Annotated in this window: 18 protein-coding genes; 5 read left to right on the top strand and 13 right to left on the bottom strand. The window is 60.9% G+C overall.

Translation table 11 applies throughout. The features are described 5' to 3' along the window. Positions 1-3 precede the first annotated feature (3 nt). Positions 4-591, bottom strand: a complete 588-nt coding sequence (locus CKO36_RS02585; protein WP_242469338.1) for an OmpA family protein — start codon at positions 589-591, stop codon at positions 4-6. A gap of 83 nt (positions 592-674) precedes the next feature. Then, entirely contained in the window at positions 675-1,277 is a 603-nt protein-coding gene (locus CKO36_RS02580) for an OmpA family protein (protein WP_200280119.1), read from the bottom strand. A 382-nt stretch (positions 1,278-1,659) separates the two neighbouring features. Between CKO36_RS02580 and CKO36_RS02575 the strand changes: the two genes are divergently transcribed. Next, positions 1,660-2,631, top strand: a complete 972-nt coding sequence (locus CKO36_RS02575; RefSeq protein ID WP_200280116.1) for a GNAT family N-acetyltransferase — start codon at positions 1,660-1,662, stop codon at positions 2,629-2,631. Here the strand turns inward: CKO36_RS02575 and treZ are convergent. Next, positions 2,534-4,492 carry a malto-oligosyltrehalose trehalohydrolase gene (gene treZ / locus CKO36_RS02570; protein ID WP_242469337.1) on the bottom strand — a complete coding sequence of 653 codons (1,959 nt, stop codon included), beginning with the start codon at positions 4,490-4,492 and terminating at the stop codon, positions 2,534-2,536. The two genes, CKO36_RS02575 and treZ, sit on opposite strands and share 98 nt — an antisense overlap. A gap of 14 nt (positions 4,493-4,506) precedes the next feature. Further along, positions 4,507-5,022 (bottom strand): hypothetical protein, encoded by a 516-nt coding sequence (locus CKO36_RS02565; RefSeq protein WP_200280113.1) that lies wholly within the window; start codon positions 5,020-5,022, stop codon positions 4,507-4,509. A 172-nt stretch (positions 5,023-5,194) separates the two neighbouring features. Between CKO36_RS02565 and CKO36_RS02560 the strand changes: the two genes are divergently transcribed. Both CKO36_RS02560 and CKO36_RS02555 read left to right on the top strand, forming a co-directional pair. Beyond that, positions 5,195-5,704, top strand: coding sequence for a PH domain-containing protein (locus tag CKO36_RS02560; RefSeq protein WP_200280110.1), 510 nt, complete (start codon positions 5,195-5,197; stop codon positions 5,702-5,704). A gap of 9 nt (positions 5,705-5,713) precedes the next feature. Next, the gene (locus CKO36_RS02555; protein WP_200280106.1) at positions 5,714-6,601 is read left to right on the top strand and encodes an amino acid ABC transporter substrate-binding protein; all 888 of its coding nucleotides are present in this window, start codon (positions 5,714-5,716) and stop codon (positions 6,599-6,601) included. A gap of 22 nt (positions 6,602-6,623) precedes the next feature. Here CKO36_RS02555 and CKO36_RS02550 read toward each other — a convergent pair whose 3' ends face one another. Both CKO36_RS02550 and CKO36_RS02545 read right to left on the bottom strand, forming a co-directional pair. After that, positions 6,624-6,887 (bottom strand): HP1242/YdcH family protein, encoded by a 264-nt coding sequence (locus tag CKO36_RS02550; protein WP_200280103.1) that lies wholly within the window; start codon positions 6,885-6,887, stop codon positions 6,624-6,626. A gap of 81 nt (positions 6,888-6,968) precedes the next feature. Next, on the bottom strand, positions 6,969-7,487 hold the full coding sequence (locus CKO36_RS02545; RefSeq protein WP_200280100.1) for an OmpH/Skp family outer membrane protein: 519 nt from the start codon (positions 7,485-7,487) through the stop codon (positions 6,969-6,971). Between the two features lie 264 nt (positions 7,488-7,751). Here CKO36_RS02545 and CKO36_RS02540 point away from each other — a divergent pair, with 264 nt between their 5' ends. Next, positions 7,752-8,120, top strand: a complete 369-nt coding sequence (locus CKO36_RS02540) for a sulfur globule family protein (protein ID WP_200280097.1) — start codon at positions 7,752-7,754, stop codon at positions 8,118-8,120. A gap of 80 nt (positions 8,121-8,200) precedes the next feature. Here CKO36_RS02540 and CKO36_RS02535 read toward each other — a convergent pair whose 3' ends face one another. Next, a complete protein-coding gene (locus CKO36_RS02535) occupies positions 8,201-9,409 on the bottom strand; it encodes a type II secretion system F family protein (RefSeq protein ID WP_200280093.1) in 1,209 nt (402 codons plus the stop codon). A 5-nt stretch (positions 9,410-9,414) separates the two neighbouring features. Continuing rightward, positions 9,415-11,148: a type II secretion system ATPase GspE gene (gene gspE / locus CKO36_RS02530; RefSeq protein WP_200280162.1), complete on the bottom strand. Its 1,734-nt coding sequence runs from the start codon at positions 11,146-11,148 to the stop codon at positions 9,415-9,417. 406 nt (positions 11,149-11,554) lie between these two features. On the opposite strand from gspE, the gene CKO36_RS02525 reads away from it, so the two are divergent. Continuing rightward, on the top strand, positions 11,555-11,791 hold the full coding sequence (locus CKO36_RS02525; RefSeq protein WP_200280090.1) for a hypothetical protein: 237 nt from the start codon (positions 11,555-11,557) through the stop codon (positions 11,789-11,791). A 57-nt stretch (positions 11,792-11,848) separates the two neighbouring features. Here the strand turns inward: CKO36_RS02525 and CKO36_RS02520 are convergent, their stop codons facing one another. The 5 genes from CKO36_RS02520 to CKO36_RS02500 all read right to left on the bottom strand — a co-directional run bounded on the left by CKO36_RS02520 (position 11,849) and on the right by CKO36_RS02500 (position 17,950). Next, positions 11,849-13,645, bottom strand: a complete 1,797-nt coding sequence (locus CKO36_RS02520; RefSeq protein ID WP_200280159.1) for a polysaccharide biosynthesis protein — start codon at positions 13,643-13,645, stop codon at positions 11,849-11,851. Positions 13,646-13,726: 81 nt separating this feature from the next. Then, positions 13,727-14,863, bottom strand: a complete 1,137-nt coding sequence (locus tag CKO36_RS02515; RefSeq protein ID WP_338053404.1) for an MraY family glycosyltransferase — start codon at positions 14,861-14,863, stop codon at positions 13,727-13,729. 43 nt (positions 14,864-14,906) lie between these two features. After that, positions 14,907-15,608: a sulfotransferase family 2 domain-containing protein gene (locus CKO36_RS02510; RefSeq protein WP_200280087.1), complete on the bottom strand. Its 702-nt coding sequence runs from the start codon at positions 15,606-15,608 to the stop codon at positions 14,907-14,909. Between the two features lie 29 nt (positions 15,609-15,637). Continuing rightward, a complete protein-coding gene (locus tag CKO36_RS02505; RefSeq protein ID WP_200280084.1) occupies positions 15,638-16,198 on the bottom strand; it encodes a DJ-1 family glyoxalase III in 561 nt (186 codons plus the stop codon). A 15-nt stretch (positions 16,199-16,213) separates the two neighbouring features. After that, the gene (locus tag CKO36_RS02500) at positions 16,214-17,950 is read right to left on the bottom strand and encodes a S41 family peptidase (protein ID WP_200280081.1); all 1,737 of its coding nucleotides are present in this window, start codon (positions 17,948-17,950) and stop codon (positions 16,214-16,216) included.

Below are 17,950 nucleotides of genomic sequence, written 5' to 3'. Positions count from 1 at the left end.
GGATCAATCCACCTGTGAGTGGATGACGACGCGGCGCTGCATGACCGAGGTGGTCGGATATTGTGGCAGCATGTCGAGCTTGCCGCGGCTTTCAGCCGGGGCGATGCGGCTGGTGGGCAGGCCCTGCTGAATCATGTAATCGCGAACCGTGGTGGCGCGACGCATACCCAGACCATAGTTGTAGTTCTGGCTGCCCACGCTGTCGGTGTGGCCGACAACGGTCAGATATTCATCGGCGGGCGTGGCCTTCACATCGGCAATATAGTCATCCAGACGTGCCACTTCATCGCGGTTGACGACATTGGCCATGTGGTACTTGTCGAATTCGAAGTTCAGCCGCAGGGTGAATTCAGCCGGCACGACTGTATTGCAGGGCGGCAGGTTGGTTGGGCCATCGGGATAGGCGCTTTCCCAGCACTCGCCATAGCTGTTGGCCCACAGCTGGCCATCCGGCAGGCTTTGATCGCCTGTGGCATACCAGTAGCTCTCATCGTCGTCCATAGCAGCCGCTGGCAGTGCAGTCAGAGACAAGGCCAAGGCCGCCGAGGTGGCCAGCCCGGCGGCACGGGTCATGGGGTTGGTATGAAGCATCAGTCTTTCCTCTCTTTTCTCGGTGAACAATTTAGGATCCGGTCAAGGTTCGCGCGTGCGGCCTGATGTGTCTGTGTTGGTCGTTATTGAATATCGACCTCAGCCTGACCCATTGATGTATAGACCTGGGTGCGGATCTCAATACGGCGATTGCGCGCACGCCCGGCATCGGTCTCGTTGGTCGCAATGGGCTCAAGCTTGCCGGCGCTGCGAACTCGCATGCGGCTGGCTGGGATGCCCAAGCTGGCGAGGTATTTTTTGGTTGATTCCGCGCGGCGCAGGCCGAGTTCGTAGTTGTATGGTTGACCGCCGACACCGTCGGTGTGGCCGACAATGGTCAGCATCTCGTCACCACGGCTTTCGCGCACGGCGCGCGCCACACCATCAAGTGCAACGGCCATCTCGGGTTTGATGGCGGCGCTGTCAAAATCGAACTCATCGTTGACCAGCTCAATGGTCAAGCTTTCCATGATCTCGATTTCAGGGGCGCAGGGCTGCAGGTTGTTCGGTCCGCTCTGGCTCTGCCAGCATTCACCAGCGGAATTGGTCCAGGCCGTCTCGCCGGGGCCGGACCAGAAGCGCTCCATCACGTCTGCATGCGCGACGGACAGCGTGCCTGTGGCGAGGAGTAATAATGCGGCGCAGGCCGAAGCGGCGGCCGGCTGTGGGTGCGACTCAGAATGCATGGTGCCTCCAGCAGTGGAGTTGATAGTTACAAGGATAGAACATAGGATGCAAAAGCGATGGGTTCGATGTGCTTGGGACTGGCCTAGCTGCGCACCCGGCTATCGGCTTGCCGTGCCCCGGTGCGACGGATAACGGTAATCATTGAGTACGGTGTCGTGCAGAGACTTGTGTTGCTATTGTAGCTGAAGTTGCTGGTGTTGGTGCAAACCAATTTGCCGCACGCAACCATTATGCAACTGAACCTAAATCCTACATAAGAAAGCAAATCCAGTGGGCTGTTTTGCTTGAAGCTTACCATTTTGCAGCAATAATGCGACAGTGTCATTTAGCCATCAGGCCACAGGTTTGTCGTCACACCCTAATTAAGATTGCTGTCCCCTCATGCCTTTAGCCACCCTGCCTGCCTATCGTATTGAAGCGACCGACTGGCGCCGCCACAGCCATGAGTTGCGGGCGCTGCGCGAAGCGGTGTTTATCCACGAACTTGGTGGCGAGGAAACCCAGGAATGGGATCGGGCGGATGCCAAAGCGGTGCATCTGCTCGCGCGCGCGGGAGAGCCGCCTGAGGCTGTTGGCACGCTGCGCTGGCTGCCTACTGGTCAAATCGGGCGCCTGGCGGTGCGTTCCGATTGGCGCGGTCGTGGGATTGGTGGTGCCCTGTTGGCCTGTGCGGTGCGCGAGCTCAAACGCCATACCCGAGCGGCGCCCTGGGTCTATGCTCCGCCATCCAGTGGGGATTTTTTTGCCTCTCTGGGGTTTGTTGCCGAGGACGCGCTGATCGAACAGCACGGCCAGAGTGTGCAACGCATGGTGCTAAGCGACCCGCAGGCTTTGATTGCTGCCGATCTGCGCTCGCGCCGCCTGGGCGAAACCAGCGGGCGCCTGTTCCTGAGCCAGGCCGAACATGTGGCGCTGGCGGTCCAACAGCTTGTGGGTCAGGCGCTGCGCCGCATCGAAGTGCTCAGCGCGGATTTGCAGCCGGAGCTTTATGATCACAGTGCCTTTGTGGAGGCGGTTCGCTACCTGGCGATTGACCTGCGTGGGCGCCTGCCGGTGCGCATGCTGGTGGTTGATCCAGAACCGGCACTGCGGCGCGGGCACCGGCTAATTGAGCTGTCGCGCACCCTCAGCTCGGATTTTCAGCTGCGGGTGGTTCCCAAGGATTGGGCTGAGTATGGCGATCAGTTTCTGCTGTGCGATCAAGAGGGTCTGTGTCTGACTCGCTACCAGGATCCGCGTCGCACGCTGGTGGATTTCAACAGCGGTGCCCAGACCCGGCGTCTGCGGCGTCTGTTTGAGCAGATTTGGCAGCAGAGCGATCTGCATCCCGGTTTACGCCGTCTGCATCTGTGATCCAACAACTGACCCAGTAGGGCGGCCAGTCGTGGCCGGTTTTGGCTGGATGCTGGTAGATCGGGGTGCCGGTGAGCTGATTTGACCAATGGTCTGATGCGCACCGGAGTGGCTGTGACCCCAGGTTGGTGCTCAGATAGAGCTGGCTTCCATCCCGGGTTCGCCAGCGCCAGGATAGCCCGGTGGGGCTGTGTTGCCACCAGTCGCCGCTCTGTGTTAATCGAGGGAGTAGCGGCCTAATGTATTGCGCCCGCACGCGCAACAGCCGCTGATGCAGCGCCCAGCGCTCCTGCCCCGGTGAAGACTCGCGTTGCGTCCAGTCCAGGCTCGTGGCATGGAACGTCTGTGGATCGCCTGGATCCGGTAGCGCGTGCAAGCGTGCCGGGTCAGAAAACGCCGCTTGGCCGGCGAACTCCCGCCGCCGTCCGGCGGCTACCTGAACCATCAGGTCCGGCTCCAGATCGCAGAAAAACACAAAGGGCGTGCTGGCGGCAAACTCCTGCCCCATGAACAGCAAGGGCGGTGCTGGAGCCAGCAGAAATACCGCCAGCGCGGCCTCGAACGCGGGCGCCGGTATCAGATGCTCCAGGCGCTCACCCTGGGCACGGTTGCCGATCTGATCGTGATTCTGCAAAAAATTGACAAAGGCCTGTGGCGGCAGGTCAGCGCTGCTCGTGCCGCGCGGCTGGCCGCCACGAAACGCCGAGGGCTCGCCCTGATAACAGAAGCCTTCGGCCAGCGCGCGCCCCAGTTGTGTCCAGGGGGCTGCGGCATAGTCCTGATAGACGCCTTCTGACTCGCCGGTGAGCGCCGCATGTAGGGCATGATGGGCGTCATCGTTCCATTGGGCGGTAAACTGCCTGGGGCGCCCGCTGCGGTCACGCCGATAGCGCCGCGCGTCATTGTGATCGTTTTCGAGTACCAGATGAATGTGCCGCTCGGCCCCTGGACCCGCCTGTACCCGCGCGGCCAGCGCATCGAGCAGATCAGGCTTGGAGTCATCGAGAATGCGATCCACGGCATCGAAGCGCAGGCCATCGAAGCGGTATTCGGTCAGCCAGTAAAGCGCATTGCAGATGAAAAACTCACGCACCGGCGCGCTGTGCGGCCCATCGAAGTGCAGCGCCGCGCCCCAGGGCGTATGCCGGTCAGGGTGAAAAAACTCCGGGGCGTAGCAATGCAGATAATTGCCTTCCGGGCCGAAGTGGTTGTACACCACATCAAGAAAGACCATCAGCCCACGCTGATGCGCGGCCTGCACCAGGCGCTTGAGATTCTCCGGCTGACCATAGCGGCTGTCGGGTGCAAACAGCAGGGCGCCGTCGTAGCCCCAGTTCCAGCGTCCGGGAAAATCAGCCACCGGCATCAACTCAATGGCGGTGATGCCAAGCGCCTCGAGTGCATCCAGTCGCGCCTCGACACCGGCAAAATCCCCGGTTGGTGAGAAGCTGCCGATATGCAGCTCGTAGATAACCGTTTCATGCCAGGGGCGCCCGCGCCAGCCGGAATCCTGCCAGGCGAAGGACTCCGGATCCACCACCTGGCTGGGTCCATGGACATCAAGCGGCTGAAAGCGCGAGGCCGGATCCGGCACGCAGAGCCCACTGGGAAGCCGAAAGCAGTACCGATCACCGGGCTGGGCGACAGCGGAGGTATACCAATACCAGCCGTCTCCCGCAGATTCCATCGCCACCGTCTCGGTGCCCTGGCCGGATGCTAGCTCTAGCTCCAGCCACAGCTCGCGTACCGCCGGCGCCCACAGCCGGAAGCAGAAGTGTCCTTCGGTATCGCGTTCGCAACCAAAGGGCATCCGCAGGCGATGGCCGGTGGTGCCGCTGTGCTCAGGTGTAGGCGCGTTCAAGCGGTTTGCAGTGCTTAGAGTTCAGCCTTGAGTTTGGGCGTTGCTGACATCTCGTGGGGATGCCCGTCATCGGGCATGGCGACAATGGTTTCTGTTGCAGCCTCTGCTTCTGCTTCAGCCACCGGCGCTTGGCTTGCAGAAGACGGCTTCAGCTGACAGTCGCCACTGATGCAGTCGTTGAACTGGGTGATCACGCAGCCGGTGGCCGGAACATTACCATCGGCGGCTGGATACAGGGTCAGTACTCGCGCGACATATTCGTCATTGGACATTTCGCCACGATAGAGTTCGTGCGTCAGCGTGCGGAACTTGGCATCCTTCTCCAGCAGGGAGCCAAGCGGCTGCTCGCCGATGGAATAGTCCGCGCAGAACCGCTCGATGCGTGCCATCACCCGCTGTTCCGAGACACCGCTAAAGTGCGCGCCCGGTGCGGCCTCGAACAGGCTGAACCCGCCGGATGCACATCCGGTTAGACTGAGCGGCAGTGTCATGACTGTCGCGACCAAAAATCGGTAGGGAAGACTGCGCATCACTGCTCCTGCTTAAACGGTTGGGTAGCGGCGGCCGTCGCGGAATCGGTTCAGCGCCGCCGGTTTGAAGCGAGTTTAACGGCTCGACCGGATTCCGTCACGGACCATGCATGGCCATCACCGATATACTAATGCGACCCCTGTGCCTGCTCGGTGCCTTTAGGAGGGCAAGATGTCTGAAATTCTCTACCAAGCCAACCCTTCGATGTGGCGGATGCGTCCGATGGGCACGCTGATGGCCTGGCTGTTGGTCGCCGGTGGCCTTTATGTTGGGGTGACCGGCCAGCTGCCTTATGTCAAACAGTTGTTCATGGAGATTCCAGTCCTGGCGAATTTGAGCGTCCAGCCGGGCACTCTGATCACTTACGCGGGCTATGTTGTTGCCGCGCTCAGCGCCTTTAACCTGCTGCGCTGGTGGCTGGCCTGTCTGGTGGATCGTCTGGAGATCCGCCCCAACGAAATTCTCTGGACTCATGGGCTGCTGGCGAAAAACTATACCGAAATCAATATGGGCTCAGTGCGTACTGTGCGGGTGCGTCAATCCCTGTTGCAGCGCATGCTCGGCGCGGGCGATCTGGTGATTTTTACCACCGGTGATGAACCTGAACTGGCCGTACGCGGGCTACCGCGTCCTAATGAGATTCGCGATCATATCCGCCAGAGTCCGACGATCAGTGTCTAAAGCAGCGCCATGATTGATCCGGTCCGGCTCTGTTGCCAACGTCTGTTGCGGGTTCTGGTCTGGTTAAGCCTGGCCATGCTCCTGCTGCCCGGAGCCGCAGACAGCGACAGTGGCGTACTCTCGCGCATTGCCGTCAGTCAGAAAATTCGCGTCGCCTATCCACCCAATGCCTATCCTATCGCCTTCAAGGATGAGGACGGCCTGCCGAGCGGCTATTCGGTTGATCTGTGCCGGCGCATTGTGGCGAGTATTCAGCGCGATCTGGGGCTCGATGGCATTGCCATTTCCTGGATCGAAGGCAACACTCCCAGGCGACTGGCGGCCGTGGCCAATGGTGAAGCGGAACTTGATTGTGGCACCACGGCCATGACGCTGGCACGTCAGCGCCAGGTGGACTTTTCTTATCCGGTCTTTGTTGAATCCGCCGGGATTCTGGTGCTGAAAAAATCCGGCCTCAAGGGCCTGGAAGATCTTGGCGGCACAAGCATCGGAGTTATTCCGCAAACCACCACCGAGCAGCGTCTGCGCCCGATACTGGCCGAGCGCATGCTCGATGCCGAACTCAAGCCCATCAAGGATGCCAAGGACGGGCGCGAACAGCTCCAGGCGGGCGCCATTGATGCCTATGCCGATGATCGGCTGGTATTGATCGGGCAGGTGGCAGCCAGTGGCGCGACCAATGCCTTTCGGGTCATTGATGCCGATTTCTCGGTAGATCCCTATGCCTTTGCACTGGCGCGTGACGATGCTGATTTTCGCCTGGCGGTCAACCGGGGCCTGGCACAGATCTATGCCTCGGAAGAGATCGACCGTATTTTTGCACAATGGTTTGGCGCCGACGCACAGCCGACGCCGCTGCTTGATTCAATCTACTTTATTTTTGCGCTGCAGGATTGAATGTCGAGCCGCAGATCCAACATCAGGCGCTGGCGGCGCTCACCCCGGCCTCGGACCTCAAGCGGTTGTATAGGCGGTCTTTCAGCAGCAAACGCTCCTTCTTAAGATCCTCAATGGTTTCATCGGCAACCGGTGTGCCCAGTTCTTCGAGTTTACGAATACGCGCATCCAAGGCGTCGTAGCGGTCCATGTCGGCGGCGAAGTCAGTATCGGATACCCGCAGGGTATCGATTTTGCCAACGAGTTCGGGAAACTCGTGAATAAGATCGTGTATTTCTCCAAGCATCAGCGTGTGTTCTCCACTGGTTAAGACTTAAGCGACTGTTGTCAATCGCATTATACGGCAGCCCAACGACAGGTCGGGCGCTCAGTTGTTTTTGTCCATGTACTGAATCACGGCATCGGTGAGGTCTGTCTCGGGATCCATGTACAGAATCCCCGACTGACTGGCCTCAAATACCGCTGAGAGCTTTTTCTTCTTGGCAATCGCCTGCAGTGCCTCATCCGCCGGTTTCAGAATCTTGGCACCCTCCTCCTGCTGAGCCTGCATCAGTTCGCGCTGCACGGAGGAGAAATCCTTCTCGAATGCCTGAATCTTTTCTTTCAGCTCAGTCTCCTGTTTTTCCACCTGGGCTTCGCTCATCAAGGGCTTGTCGCGTTGCAGCTTCTGCTGCAGCTGGCGGATGGACTGCTCGCGCTCGGCAAAGGGTTCGGTCTTTTTGCCAAAGCGCTCTTCGAGTCGTGCTTCGGCATCGCGACCCAGCTGGCTTTCCTTCAGCACCCGCTGCATATTGACATAGCCAAAATCAGCTGCCTGCGCGCTTGCCACGCCAAGCAGCGCCAGGCACAACAGGCCTCCAAGGGCAAAGGGGGTCAGTCGTCTCATTTGTTTTCTCCGTCTCTCTAAGGTAAGGCCAGGCTCTTAAGGCTAGGGGGCACCGGAACCGCAGTACGGCCGATCCGGGGCAAAAGGTGGCGAGTTTAAGCGCAACCACAGTTTTTCGCATCCTTGGTGCGCCCGGCCGGCTCCTCAGCGCTCCTTGGCCTGGCAAAATTCCCGCTTGACATATTAGTAATCGCTAATATAATGAATATCACTGTCGCCCTGAGGCGTCAGTTCACAATCAAAAATATGAACGGAGACTTGACAATGAAAAAGCTTGCTACCGCAGCGGCCGTGGCCGCACTGTTGGGCGTATCCGCGACCGCGAGTGCCTGGGGTCCGGGCTATGGTTATGGTCCCGGCTACAATGATGGCTATGGCGATTTCTGGAACGACATGTTTGGCGATGGCTATGGCAGCTTCAACATGAGCTTCAGTGGTGGCGGCAACGGTCGTGGCTATGGTCGCGGTTACGGTCGTGGCTATGGCTATGACGCCCCTTACTACTATGGCGGTCCCTACGGCTCTCCCTATGCCCACCCCTATGGCGCCGCAGCTCCTTATGCCGCACCGCCGGTTCCCTTTGGTGCGGCTCCTCAACCACAGCAGCCGCAACAGCCCCAGCAGGGTCAGTAATTCGGCTGTCGTTCGATTTGATATGCCCCCGCAAGCTTGGCCCCGCCAGGCTGCGGGGGCTGCCGCCAATGTAGCCAGTCCTAAAACACCAGATCGTTCGCTCCCAAAATCGCCATCAGGATCGAGATAATAATCCCGGCCACAATGATCCCCAGACCAATGATCAATAAGGGCTCCAGCAGCGTCAGCAGGCGTTGCACCGAGGTGCGGGTCTCGCGGTCGAAAATATCCGCCACCTTGGCCAGCATCGCATCCAGAGTGCCGGATTCCTCGCCAACACGGATCATTTGCTGAGCCAGTTGTGGCAGCACCTCATGCTGTTGCAGGGGGCCGGCGATGCCGCGACCGTGCTTGAGATCTTCCCCAACCTGGTCCAATCCTTCGCCAATTTTGCGATTGCTGATCACTTGCTTGGCCAGATTCAGGCCACTGAGCAGCGGCAGGCCGTTTTTTAGCAGCGTCGAGAGGGTGTGGCAGAAGCGTGCGGTTTCCATCTTCCAGATCAGATCGCCAAACAGCGGCAGCGACATGACTCGAAAGTCGAAGCGGCGGCGATTATCCGGATCCAGCAGCCAGCGTTCGATCAACACGGCTGCCAAGGCGATCACCACCAGCAGTGCCCACCAGTAGGAGCGAAACAAATCGCCGGTTCCCACTACAATCTGGGTCGGCAATGGCAGCGCCGCCCCCATATCCTCAAACAGCACAGTAAACTGCGGCACCACAAACACCAGCAGCAAGATCACCGAGAGCCCGGCGACAAACAGCAGAATCATCGGGTACACCAACGCCGAGCTGACGGTACCGCGCAACTCAGCGCTACGCTCCAGATAATCGGCCAAACGGGTTAGCACCTCATCAAGGGCACCACTGGCCTCGCCAGCGCGCACCATATTCACATAGAGCTTGGGAAACTGACCGCCCTGGGCTTCCAATGCAGCGGAGAAGGTGGCGCCACCACGCACCCGATCCTGCAAATCCGCCAGCACCCGAATCACCACCTCATCGGTGCCCAAATCGCTCAACACCTGCAGGGAGCGGTCCAGCGTTAGCCCGGATTCCAGCAGGGTAGCCAGCTGGCGGGTCAGCACCTCGATATCCTTGGTGCTGAGTTCCTTGCGTCGCCGTCGCGCCAGACGCGCACGCAGCCCGCCAGCCGGGCGGGTGACCAGCGGGATCAAGCCCTCGCCTTGCAGCCGGGCAATCAGCGCCGCTTCATCAACGGCCTCCTGTTCGCCTTCGATTTCCTCGCCGTCGAGCTTAACGGCCTTGTACATGAAACGCGCCATGGCGCTTAGTTCTCCTCGGCCACGCGCAGCACTTCCTCAATGGTGGTGCGTCCATCCAGCGCCTTGCGCAAGCCGTCCTGATACATGGTCATCATGCCCTCTTCGCGGGCGATACGACCGATTTCCGTCGCGGTTTCGTGGCTAAGCACGGCTTTGCGCACCCGATCCGTCATCACCAGCACCTCGGCAATCACCAGCCGACCGCGATAACCGCTGCCATTGCACGCCTTGCAGCCCCCGGGACGATAGAGCCGCAACGGTTGACCCTCCTCGGGTGCCACCTGGGGAGCTTCGGGCCGCTGAAAGCGCGCCGCCAGCTCTGGTCGCGCCTCATAGGGCTCACGGCATTCCGGGCACAGGCGCCGCACCAGCCGCTGAGCCAGGATGCCGTTGATGGTAGAGGTAAGCAGATATTCCTCGACGCCCATATCCAGCAAGCGGGTCACGCCGCTGGGCGCATCATTGGTATGCAGGGTGGAGAGTACCACGTGGCCGGTCAGCGCCGACTGCACAGCAATGCGCGCGGTTTCCAGATCGCGCATCTCACCGACCATGATGATGTCCGGGTCCTGGCGCACAATGGCGCGCAGCGCGCCGGCGAAAGTCATGCCAATGGAGGCCTTGACCGGGATCTGGTTAATGCCGGCCACCTGATACTCAACCGGATCCTCGACGGTGATGATCTTGCGGTCTTCGGTGTTCAGGCGGCTTAGCGCGGTGTAGAGGGTGGTACTCTTGCCGCTGCCGGTCGGCCCGGTGACCAGCAGGATGCCAAAAGGTTGTTCCAGCACCTTGATCAGGCGCTCGCGCGGTGGCCCGTCGAAGCCCAGGGCATCAAAGTCAAAGCTGACACTTTCCTTATCCAGCAGACGCATCACCACGCTCTCACCAAACATGGTCGGCACCGTAGACACACGCAAATCCATCTCGCGGCCCTGGATGCGCAGCGGGATACGCCCATCCTGGGGCAGACGGCGCTCGGCGATATTGAGCTTGGCCATGATCTTAATGCGCGAGATCACCGCAGCGGTGGAGCGCACCGGCGGGGATTCTGACTCCTTGAGGATGCCATCAATGCGGTAGCGCACCTTGAGCTGATCGGCGAAGGGCTCGATATGCACATCTGAAGCGCGCGACTCCACCGCACGCTGGAGAATTTGATTCACCAACCGAATCACCGGCGCCTCACTGGCCAGATCGCGCAGATGCTCGATGTCCTCCTCGCTGAAGTTGCCCAATTCAGCGTCCAGATCAGCCTCGGCGGCTTCATCGCTGGGCTGCTCATACAGGCGTTCAATGGCCGCCTCAATCTCGGTTGGCAAACCGACGCGCAACTGCACCGCGCGCCCGGTGGCCATGGCAACGGCCTGGGCGATAAAGTGATCGACCGGATCGGCCACGGCAATTTCCAGCTCCCCGCCCTGCTCGCGCAACGGCAGCACGCGGGAATCCTTCATGAAACGCAGACTCAGCTGGCCCTCAAGGATGGGATCTTCCGGATAATCCTCCGCCACCGCCCGCTCCAGGCCCAGCACCTCGCTATAGGCTGCCGCCATGTCGCGGTCCGACACCAGCCCCAGGCGCACCAGCATGCCGCGTAACGGATCAGCGCTGTCGTCGGCCAGCTTGCGCGCGCGCGCCAGATCGCCTGCCGGCAGCTTGCCCTGCTGTTGCAAGTGCGCAATCACCCGCGCCTCATCGGCCAGCGTCTGCTCAACACCCGAGAGCGGCGCCTCCATTTTGGGCGGTGCTTCCAGTGGCCGCGCCTCCAGTGGTGCCGCTGGCTCGCCATCCGGGGCAAGCGCCGCAGTCGCTGACACGGCATCAGCCTGAGTGGTTGCTGGATCCGCCAGCGCCTGCTCGGCAGCCGCCAACTCCAAGTGCGGCTCACGGCGCCGCCCCGGCCATTGCAACGCCCGCCGCCAGCGCGACAGCCGCCGTGGACCAGGCAAGGTGCGTTTGGAATGCTCAGAAAGCGTCTCGAAAGCCATGGGATGTCCTTACTCACTGCGGAGATTGCGGCATTGTAGCCTGATTCAGCGCGCGCCCGTTCGTCAGTGCCACCATGAGCTGATCACATCCAAATCGCGGCACCGTAAGGGAAACGCCTCAGGCCGACTGCTGCTGGACGTGCGGACTTGGCCCGTGGTATCAACACCAGATCCCAGCGTCTGCCAAAGTTCCGGTCCCATGGGCGGTCTGCGCCCGAACATCATGCCGCAGATCAAATTGGCTGCCGCCGGCGCCGAGCCACAGATGCGGCCCTATCTCGGCAACACCTCCATGGAGTCCTATGGGCGTTCCAACTGTACCGGTTGCCATAAAGCGGCAGCAGTTACACCCGCCGACACCAGTTTCAGCACTGACTCCATCAGCGACTGACGCACTCATTGGGCGCCGCATCGAGCAATTTCGCCACCGAGGTGGCCTGAGCCTGAGTTACTGATCTGAGCACTGTTCAGCCACAGCCGACCATCCGGGAACCAGCGCGCTGAGCGCCTGGCGCTGGCGTGGCTCATCACCAGCCGCCGCAATCAGCTCATCGACTGCGGCGGCCAAGTTGTGTGGCACCCTGGCATCTGCGGTGCGACGTGCGGCGCGAATCTTCGGATGCGCGGTGGGCAGGGTGTCTTCATTGGTGTAAAACAGCTCCTCAAAGCGCTTCTCGCCCGGTCGCAGCCCGATGTAACGAATGGGAATCTCAGTGCCCGGCTCACGTCCGGAGAGGCGAATCATCTGCTCGGCAAGAAAGCGGATCTTGACCGGCTCGCCCATGTCGAGCACAAACACCTCGCCGCCTTGACCAATCACTGCCGCCTGCATAATCAACTGACATGCCTCGGGAATGGTCATAAAAAAGCGCTCAATGTCCGGATCCGTGACCGTCACCGGCCCGCCGCGCGCGATCTGGCGCTTGAACAAGGGCACCACACTGCCGGCGGAACCCAGCACATTGCCAAAGCGCACCAGCATAAAGCGCGTGGCTGAACGGCTCGCCAGCTCCAGACACAGCTGTTCGGCCACCCGTTTGGTTGCGCCCATCACATTGGCGGGATTGACCGCCTTGTCGGTCGAGATCAGCACAAAGCGCTCGCAGCCGGCCTGCGCTGCGGCGTTCGCCACCACCCGGGTGCCCAGCACATTGTTGCGCACCGCTGCGCGTACCTGATTCTCCAGTAAGGGCACATGCTTATAAGCGGCGGCATGAAAGACGATCTGTGGTGATTCCAACCGAAACAAAGTTTCCAGGGCCTCGGCATCGGTTACATCCAGCAGATACCGCGCCAGAACCGCTGGCGGGTGTGACTCCAGCAGCTCCAGCTCAATGCGATACAGGTTCAACTCACAGGCATCGACCAAAATCAAGCGTCTGGCCCCAGCAGCCATCAACTGCCGGCACAGCTCGGAACCAATCGAACCGCCGGCGCCAGTAACCAGAATGCAGCGCCCGGCCAATCCGGCGCCAATCCCGTCCCAGTCCAGACGCACTGGATGGCGTCCGAGCAAGTCCTCAATACACACCTCGCGCAGCTGATTGATGCTCACCTCACCCGCCATCAGATGCTGCAACTGGGGCACGGTGCGAAATGGCTTGCCGGTCTGCTCGCAACAGGTCACCAGTTGCTGCATCTGCGTGGCCGAAGCGCTGGGCACGGCGAGTAAAATTAAGTCGATACCAAGCCGTTCGACCAGCGCCGGCACATCCCCCAACACGCCCTTGATTGGCACCCCATGAATGCTGCCGCCATGATGGCGCGGGCGATCATCGACAAAGGCAATGGGCTGATAGCTGTGCGCTGGATCGCGCAACATATCGCGCACCAGCATCTCTCCGGCGCGACCGGCGCCCACAATTAGCACCCGCTGCCCATCCTCAAAGCTGATGCGCCGATCCTTCGCCCAGCGGTACAGCAGCCGCGGCCCGGCCAGCAGCACCAGTTGAAACAGCAAAAACAGCACCGGCACCGAGCGCGGAATTTCCGCCATGCGGTTGAAGGCAAAAAGTATCGCTAGCGTAGCGGCTGTCGCTGTCAGGGCCGCTTTCAGGATGCGTGTCAGATCCGGCAGCGAGGCAAAGCGCCACACGCCACGATAGAGACCAAAGAGCCAGTAAACCACGACACAGAGCGGCAGAACCAGCAGCAGCGCACGCCAAGCGCTGTTCAGAAACGGCGGCGGGATTGACTCGAAATTAAAGCGCGTCCAGAACGCCAGCAGCCAGGCTGCTGGCACCATGAGCGCATCATGCACAAAGGCCGCCGTGCGTGAGCGCAGGCGGTTGTAGAGCGTCAAGACCACAGGCTGCGTCCCTTCGTTTTAGTCGCCATCAGCCCGGTCAGACCCTATTGATTGTGGCCCGGTGTTCCGTTGCCCGGCTAGCCGTTCCACCAAGCCCACACGCCAGTGAATCAGCGCATAAATGCCCGCCCAGCCCAACAGCAGGGTCCACTGATCGCTTGGCGCCAGCCGTGGCGCCGCCACCGCACAGACCGCCGCCGCCGCCATTACCAGGCTCGCGCGCACCAGCGTCTGGCGATGACTCCAGCCGGCCAATACCAGACGCTGATAATGATGCGAACGATGCGCCTCCCACACCCGCTCGCCCTGAAACGCACGGCGCAGCAACGTCCAGGTCGCATCCAGAATAAAAGGCGAGAACGCCAGCCAGGCCACCCACAGCGGAAACAGCCCCTGTTCCGCGCCCCAGAGACTCAGCCCCGCCGCCAACACCCCCAGCACCGAGGAGCCCAGATCACCCATAAATAGACGCGCCGGCGGAAAATTAACGCGCAAAAAACCCAGCGCGGCAGCTACCACCAGCCCATTGAGCGCGGCAAATAGCATCGCCCCGTGCAGCGCTCCCAGACCGGCCAGCGCGCCAAAGCCAAACACCGCCATGCTGGCTGCCAAACCATCCATGCCATCCATGAAGTTGTACAGATTGATCATCCACACGATCAGCATCACACTCAGCGGCCAGGCTAGCAGCGGCGGCCACGACCACAGTAGCCCCGGCAGCTCCAAGCGCTCCCAGCCCATGCCCGCACCGATCAGTATCGCGGCCGCCAGCAGATGCGCCAACAGACGATCACGCGGCGACAGATCACGCCAGTCATCCAGAAAGGACACCCCACCGACTAAGAGCACCGCCAGCATCAGCGCCGTCAGCCGCCGGCCATCCCCCGCCGCCAGCGGCCACGCCCCCATCAGCAGCCACTCAGTCAGCACCCACAGCAGCCACCCGGCTCCCAAACCCACCACCAGCGCCACACCGCCGGTACGAGGGATCGGCTGCTGATGCAGGGAGCGCGCGTTGGGATGATCCAGCAGCCGCAGCATCGCCGGTGCCTGCCGCTCGGCGCCTCCCGCCAACCAGGTACTGAGCCAAGCACTGAGCCAGGCACTCAGTACCAGCGCCGGCAGCCAACTCAGACCCGTCAGTGGCAGATTCACTCGGTGATATCCTGCAACTTAGCGATTAGCCGTTGGAGCTCAATCATCTTACATCCTGAACACCCAGGACCCGCTGACAGAGTAATCGGTTGCGCACACAAGCTTGCTCATATAGGCGCACATCTATCGCATTAACCCGCTGCAAATACGCTCGCAATCGGTCCGGTAATGCATAGCCCTGTGAAAGATCCCGCTGTGGATTAGTATTGTCAGCCGGGATTTGATCGACCTCGACAGCTAACAAAGTGCTGAACAGTCGCATGCTGCGCGCGTAATCTTCGGTGATACCAACAAAGTCAAACTGATCAAGATCACTGCCCCACAAAAACTTTGCGTAGCTGTTGTGAAACAGAGGAATACGTGCGAAATCCTCCAATGACAGGTCGGTTGTTTTGATATAGCGTCTGAACTGGGGCGTATCATGCACCCCGTTTGCCACATCTCGTTTAAAATGATAGTAACGGGATGCTAGACGATCCACGGGATCTCGCAGCCAGATAGCACGTTGCGCCGGTTGCACCCAGCGGTATTTGAGCGGAAGAAAATGCCCATGAACACAAGCGTAGCCGGCCAGCCGGCGGGCTGAACCTGGCATCGCGCGCACGGCCTGCCAGCGGCGCGATAAGGCACCGCGAGCCATCGGATGATCTTCATAGTCAAACAACAAAGATTCACCAAAGTGACGCATGAGAACGCTGCGAAAGCTGGCGCCCCCAGTCTTGGGAATGTGCACCGAAATCAACATGCGCCGGCGCCCTGTTGTCCGCAAACCACTCAGGCCGGCCGCACCAGGGCTGCCGCCACTTTGTCGCGGGTTTCCGCATCGGTCAGCCAGGCGATGAGTTCCAGGGCAAAATCCATCGCGGTGCCGGGGCCGCGCGAGGTCGCCACCTGACCATCCATCACCACCGGCATGGCGGTGAACTGCACGCGTGGATAATCGGGCGGGTTCACTGCCCCAGGATAGCAGGTAGCCTGATGACCATCGAGCAAGCCCGCGCTGGCCAGCACCTTGGGCGCCGCGCAGATCGCCCCCACCCGGCGCCCCGACTCAGCCTGACGCCGCAACAGACCGAGCAGACGTGCATCCTGCTGCAAATGATCCGCACCCGGCAGGCCACCCGGTAGCACAATCAGATCAAAGGTCTGCTCCAGCACTGCATCAAGCGCGGTATCCGGAATCAGCACCACGCCGCGACTCGCCCGCACCGGCCCTTCCTCAAGACCGGCAGTCACGACTTCGATGTCAGCGCGGCGCAACAGATCAATAATGGTTACAGCTTCGAGTTCTTCGCACCCCGGTGCCAGAGGCACCAATACGCGTGGACTAGTCATATCCGTTTACAGCTCCTAATGAATGGCAGTGGTGCTGGTGGCTGCGTCCGGTGTCGGACGCTGGTGCAGCTCGGAGGGCTCAGTGGCACGTACCCCGGCCAGACTCAGCGCCTTGAGCACATTCAGCGCCTCACCGAGCTGATAATCCCGTGCCGCCAGCGGCTGCTGGGCCTTCTGATCCGCCGGTGTGGACTCATCTGGCGCTTCCTCCTCCAGATGCCGCACCAGATTAGCCTCCTTCAGCGGTGCCACCGTCGGCTTGTCGGCCAGGGTCAGGCTCGCACGCTCCAAGCGAATATCGGGCACAATGCCGTGGGCCTGAATCGAGCGACCGGCGGGGGTGTAATAGCGCGCCGTGGTGAGCTTAAGCGCCGTGCTGCCATCGACCGGCACAATGGTCTGCACCGAGCCCTTGCCGAAGGAATCCCGGCCCATAACAATGGCACGGCCCTGATCCTGCAAGGCGCCGGCGACGATTTCCGAGGCCGAGGCACTGCCACCATTGATCAGGACCACCATGGGCGCGCCGTCAATGATGTCATCCGGCCCGGCCTTGAACTCCATGTGCGCATCATTGACCCGTCCCTGGGTATAGACGATCAGGCCGCCACGCAGGAAGGCATCGCTGACGCCAACTGCGCTGTTGAGCACCCCACCCGGGTTGTCGCGCAGATCGAGAATCAGCCCCTTGATAGGCATGGGGGTGGCGGGTGGCGCGGAGGCTGCGGCCTCGGATGCTGTCAGATTGGATGCGGCGCTGTCCTCTGCGGCTTGCTCTTCTGAAGCCCGATCTTCCGTGGCCTGATCCTCGGGGGCCTCATCCTTGGTGGCCACGGCTTCTTCATCCTGCTGCGACTGCAAGCGCAGTTCTTCGATTTTGAAGCGCATATCCTCAGTGGTGCGCGACTGGAAATTGGCAATCCGGACATACAGATAACCCGGCTCCAACCAACGTGCCTTGACGCTGGCCACCTGAATAATGTCGCGTTCAATGGCGATTTTTAACGGCTTATCCTCGCCATCGCGCATGATGGTTAGTTCAATGCCAGTCCCCGGCTCGCCGCGCATCAGCTTCACCGCATCGCCCAGCGACATCCCCTTCACTGGCTGATCATCAATGCGCACGATCAGGTCCCCCGTCTGCACACCTGCACGCGCAGCGGGCGTGTCGTCGATGGGAGCAATGACCTTCACGAAACCGTTTTCCATGCCGACTTCAATCCCTAAGCCGCCAAATTCGCCTTTGGTGCCAACTTGCAGATCCTCGTACTCCTGCGCATCCAAATAGGTGGAATGCGGATCCAGCCCTGACAGCATGCCGCGAATGGCGGCAGCCAGCAGCGCCTTGTCGTCTACCTGCTCAACATAGTCGTGCTTGATCCGCGCGAACACCTCGGCAAATGACCTCAGTTCAGTCAGGGGCAGCCCGGACTCCCGCTGTTCGCTGGTTTGATCTGTGTCGGTTTGGTCTGCGTCGGTTTGCTCTGTATCCGGCGACGCTGCATCGGTCTGGCCTGCATCTGGCGGCTCTGCGTCGGGTTGCTTCGCTTCCGGCTGGACCTCAACGGCGGGAGGCGCCGGCTCAACCGACTTAGCCGGTTCAACCGGCGTGGGAGACTCGGCGCTGATCGGTGCAGCAAGCAGCGTCAGCAGCAGGGCATTGGCGATCAAAAAAGCCGCTGGCGCCGGGGCTGCAAGCGCGCGCCAGCGGTGCTGATGGGAACCGGAGTTCAGCTCAGTCAATTCAAACAT

The organism is Rhabdochromatium marinum (genome assembly GCF_016583795.1).
Taxonomy (GTDB): domain Bacteria; phylum Pseudomonadota; class Gammaproteobacteria; order Chromatiales; family Chromatiaceae; genus Rhabdochromatium; species Rhabdochromatium marinum.
This window is presented reverse-complemented; position numbering and strand designations above follow the sequence as displayed.

Bases quoted from the DNA above. Each gene is read 5' to 3' on its own strand.
- CKO36_RS02560 (WP_200280110.1), top strand. From the start codon at position 5,195: ATGTCTGAAATTCTCTACCAAGCCAACCCTTCGATGTGGCGGATGCGT.
- CKO36_RS02545 (WP_200280100.1), bottom strand. From the start codon at position 7,487: ATGAGACGACTGACCCCCTTTGCCCTTGGAGGCCTGTTGTGCCTGGCG.
- CKO36_RS02555 (WP_200280106.1), top strand. From the start codon at position 5,714: ATGATTGATCCGGTCCGGCTCTGTTGCCAACGTCTGTTGCGGGTTCTG.
- CKO36_RS02580 (WP_200280119.1), bottom strand. From the start codon at position 1,277: ATGCATTCTGAGTCGCACCCACAGCCGGCCGCCGCTTCGGCCTGCGCC.
- CKO36_RS02585 (WP_242469338.1), bottom strand. From the start codon at position 591: ATGCTTCATACCAACCCCATGACCCGTGCCGCCGGGCTGGCCACCTCG.
- CKO36_RS02540 (WP_200280097.1), top strand. From the start codon at position 7,752: ATGAAAAAGCTTGCTACCGCAGCGGCCGTGGCCGCACTGTTGGGCGTA.
- gspE (WP_200280162.1), bottom strand. From the start codon at position 11,148: ATGGAGGCGCCGCTCTCGGGTGTTGAGCAGACGCTGGCCGATGAGGCG.
- CKO36_RS02520 (WP_200280159.1), bottom strand. From the start codon at position 13,645: ATGGTGCCAGCAGCCTGGCTGCTGGCGTTCTGGACGCGCTTTAATTTC.
- CKO36_RS02575 (WP_200280116.1), top strand. From the start codon at position 1,660: ATGCCTTTAGCCACCCTGCCTGCCTATCGTATTGAAGCGACCGACTGG.
- CKO36_RS02535 (WP_200280093.1), bottom strand. From the start codon at position 9,409: ATGGCGCGTTTCATGTACAAGGCCGTTAAGCTCGACGGCGAGGAAATC.
- CKO36_RS02550 (WP_200280103.1), bottom strand. From the start codon at position 6,887: ATGCTTGGAGAAATACACGATCTTATTCACGAGTTTCCCGAACTCGTT.
- CKO36_RS02510 (WP_200280087.1), bottom strand. From the start codon at position 15,608: ATGTTGATTTCGGTGCACATTCCCAAGACTGGGGGCGCCAGCTTTCGC.
- CKO36_RS02500 (WP_200280081.1), bottom strand. From the start codon at position 17,950: ATGTTTGAATTGACTGAGCTGAACTCCGGTTCCCATCAGCACCGCTGG.
- CKO36_RS02505 (WP_200280084.1), bottom strand. From the start codon at position 16,198: ATGACTAGTCCACGCGTATTGGTGCCTCTGGCACCGGGGTGCGAAGAA.
- CKO36_RS02565 (WP_200280113.1), bottom strand. From the start codon at position 5,022: ATGCGCAGTCTTCCCTACCGATTTTTGGTCGCGACAGTCATGACACTG.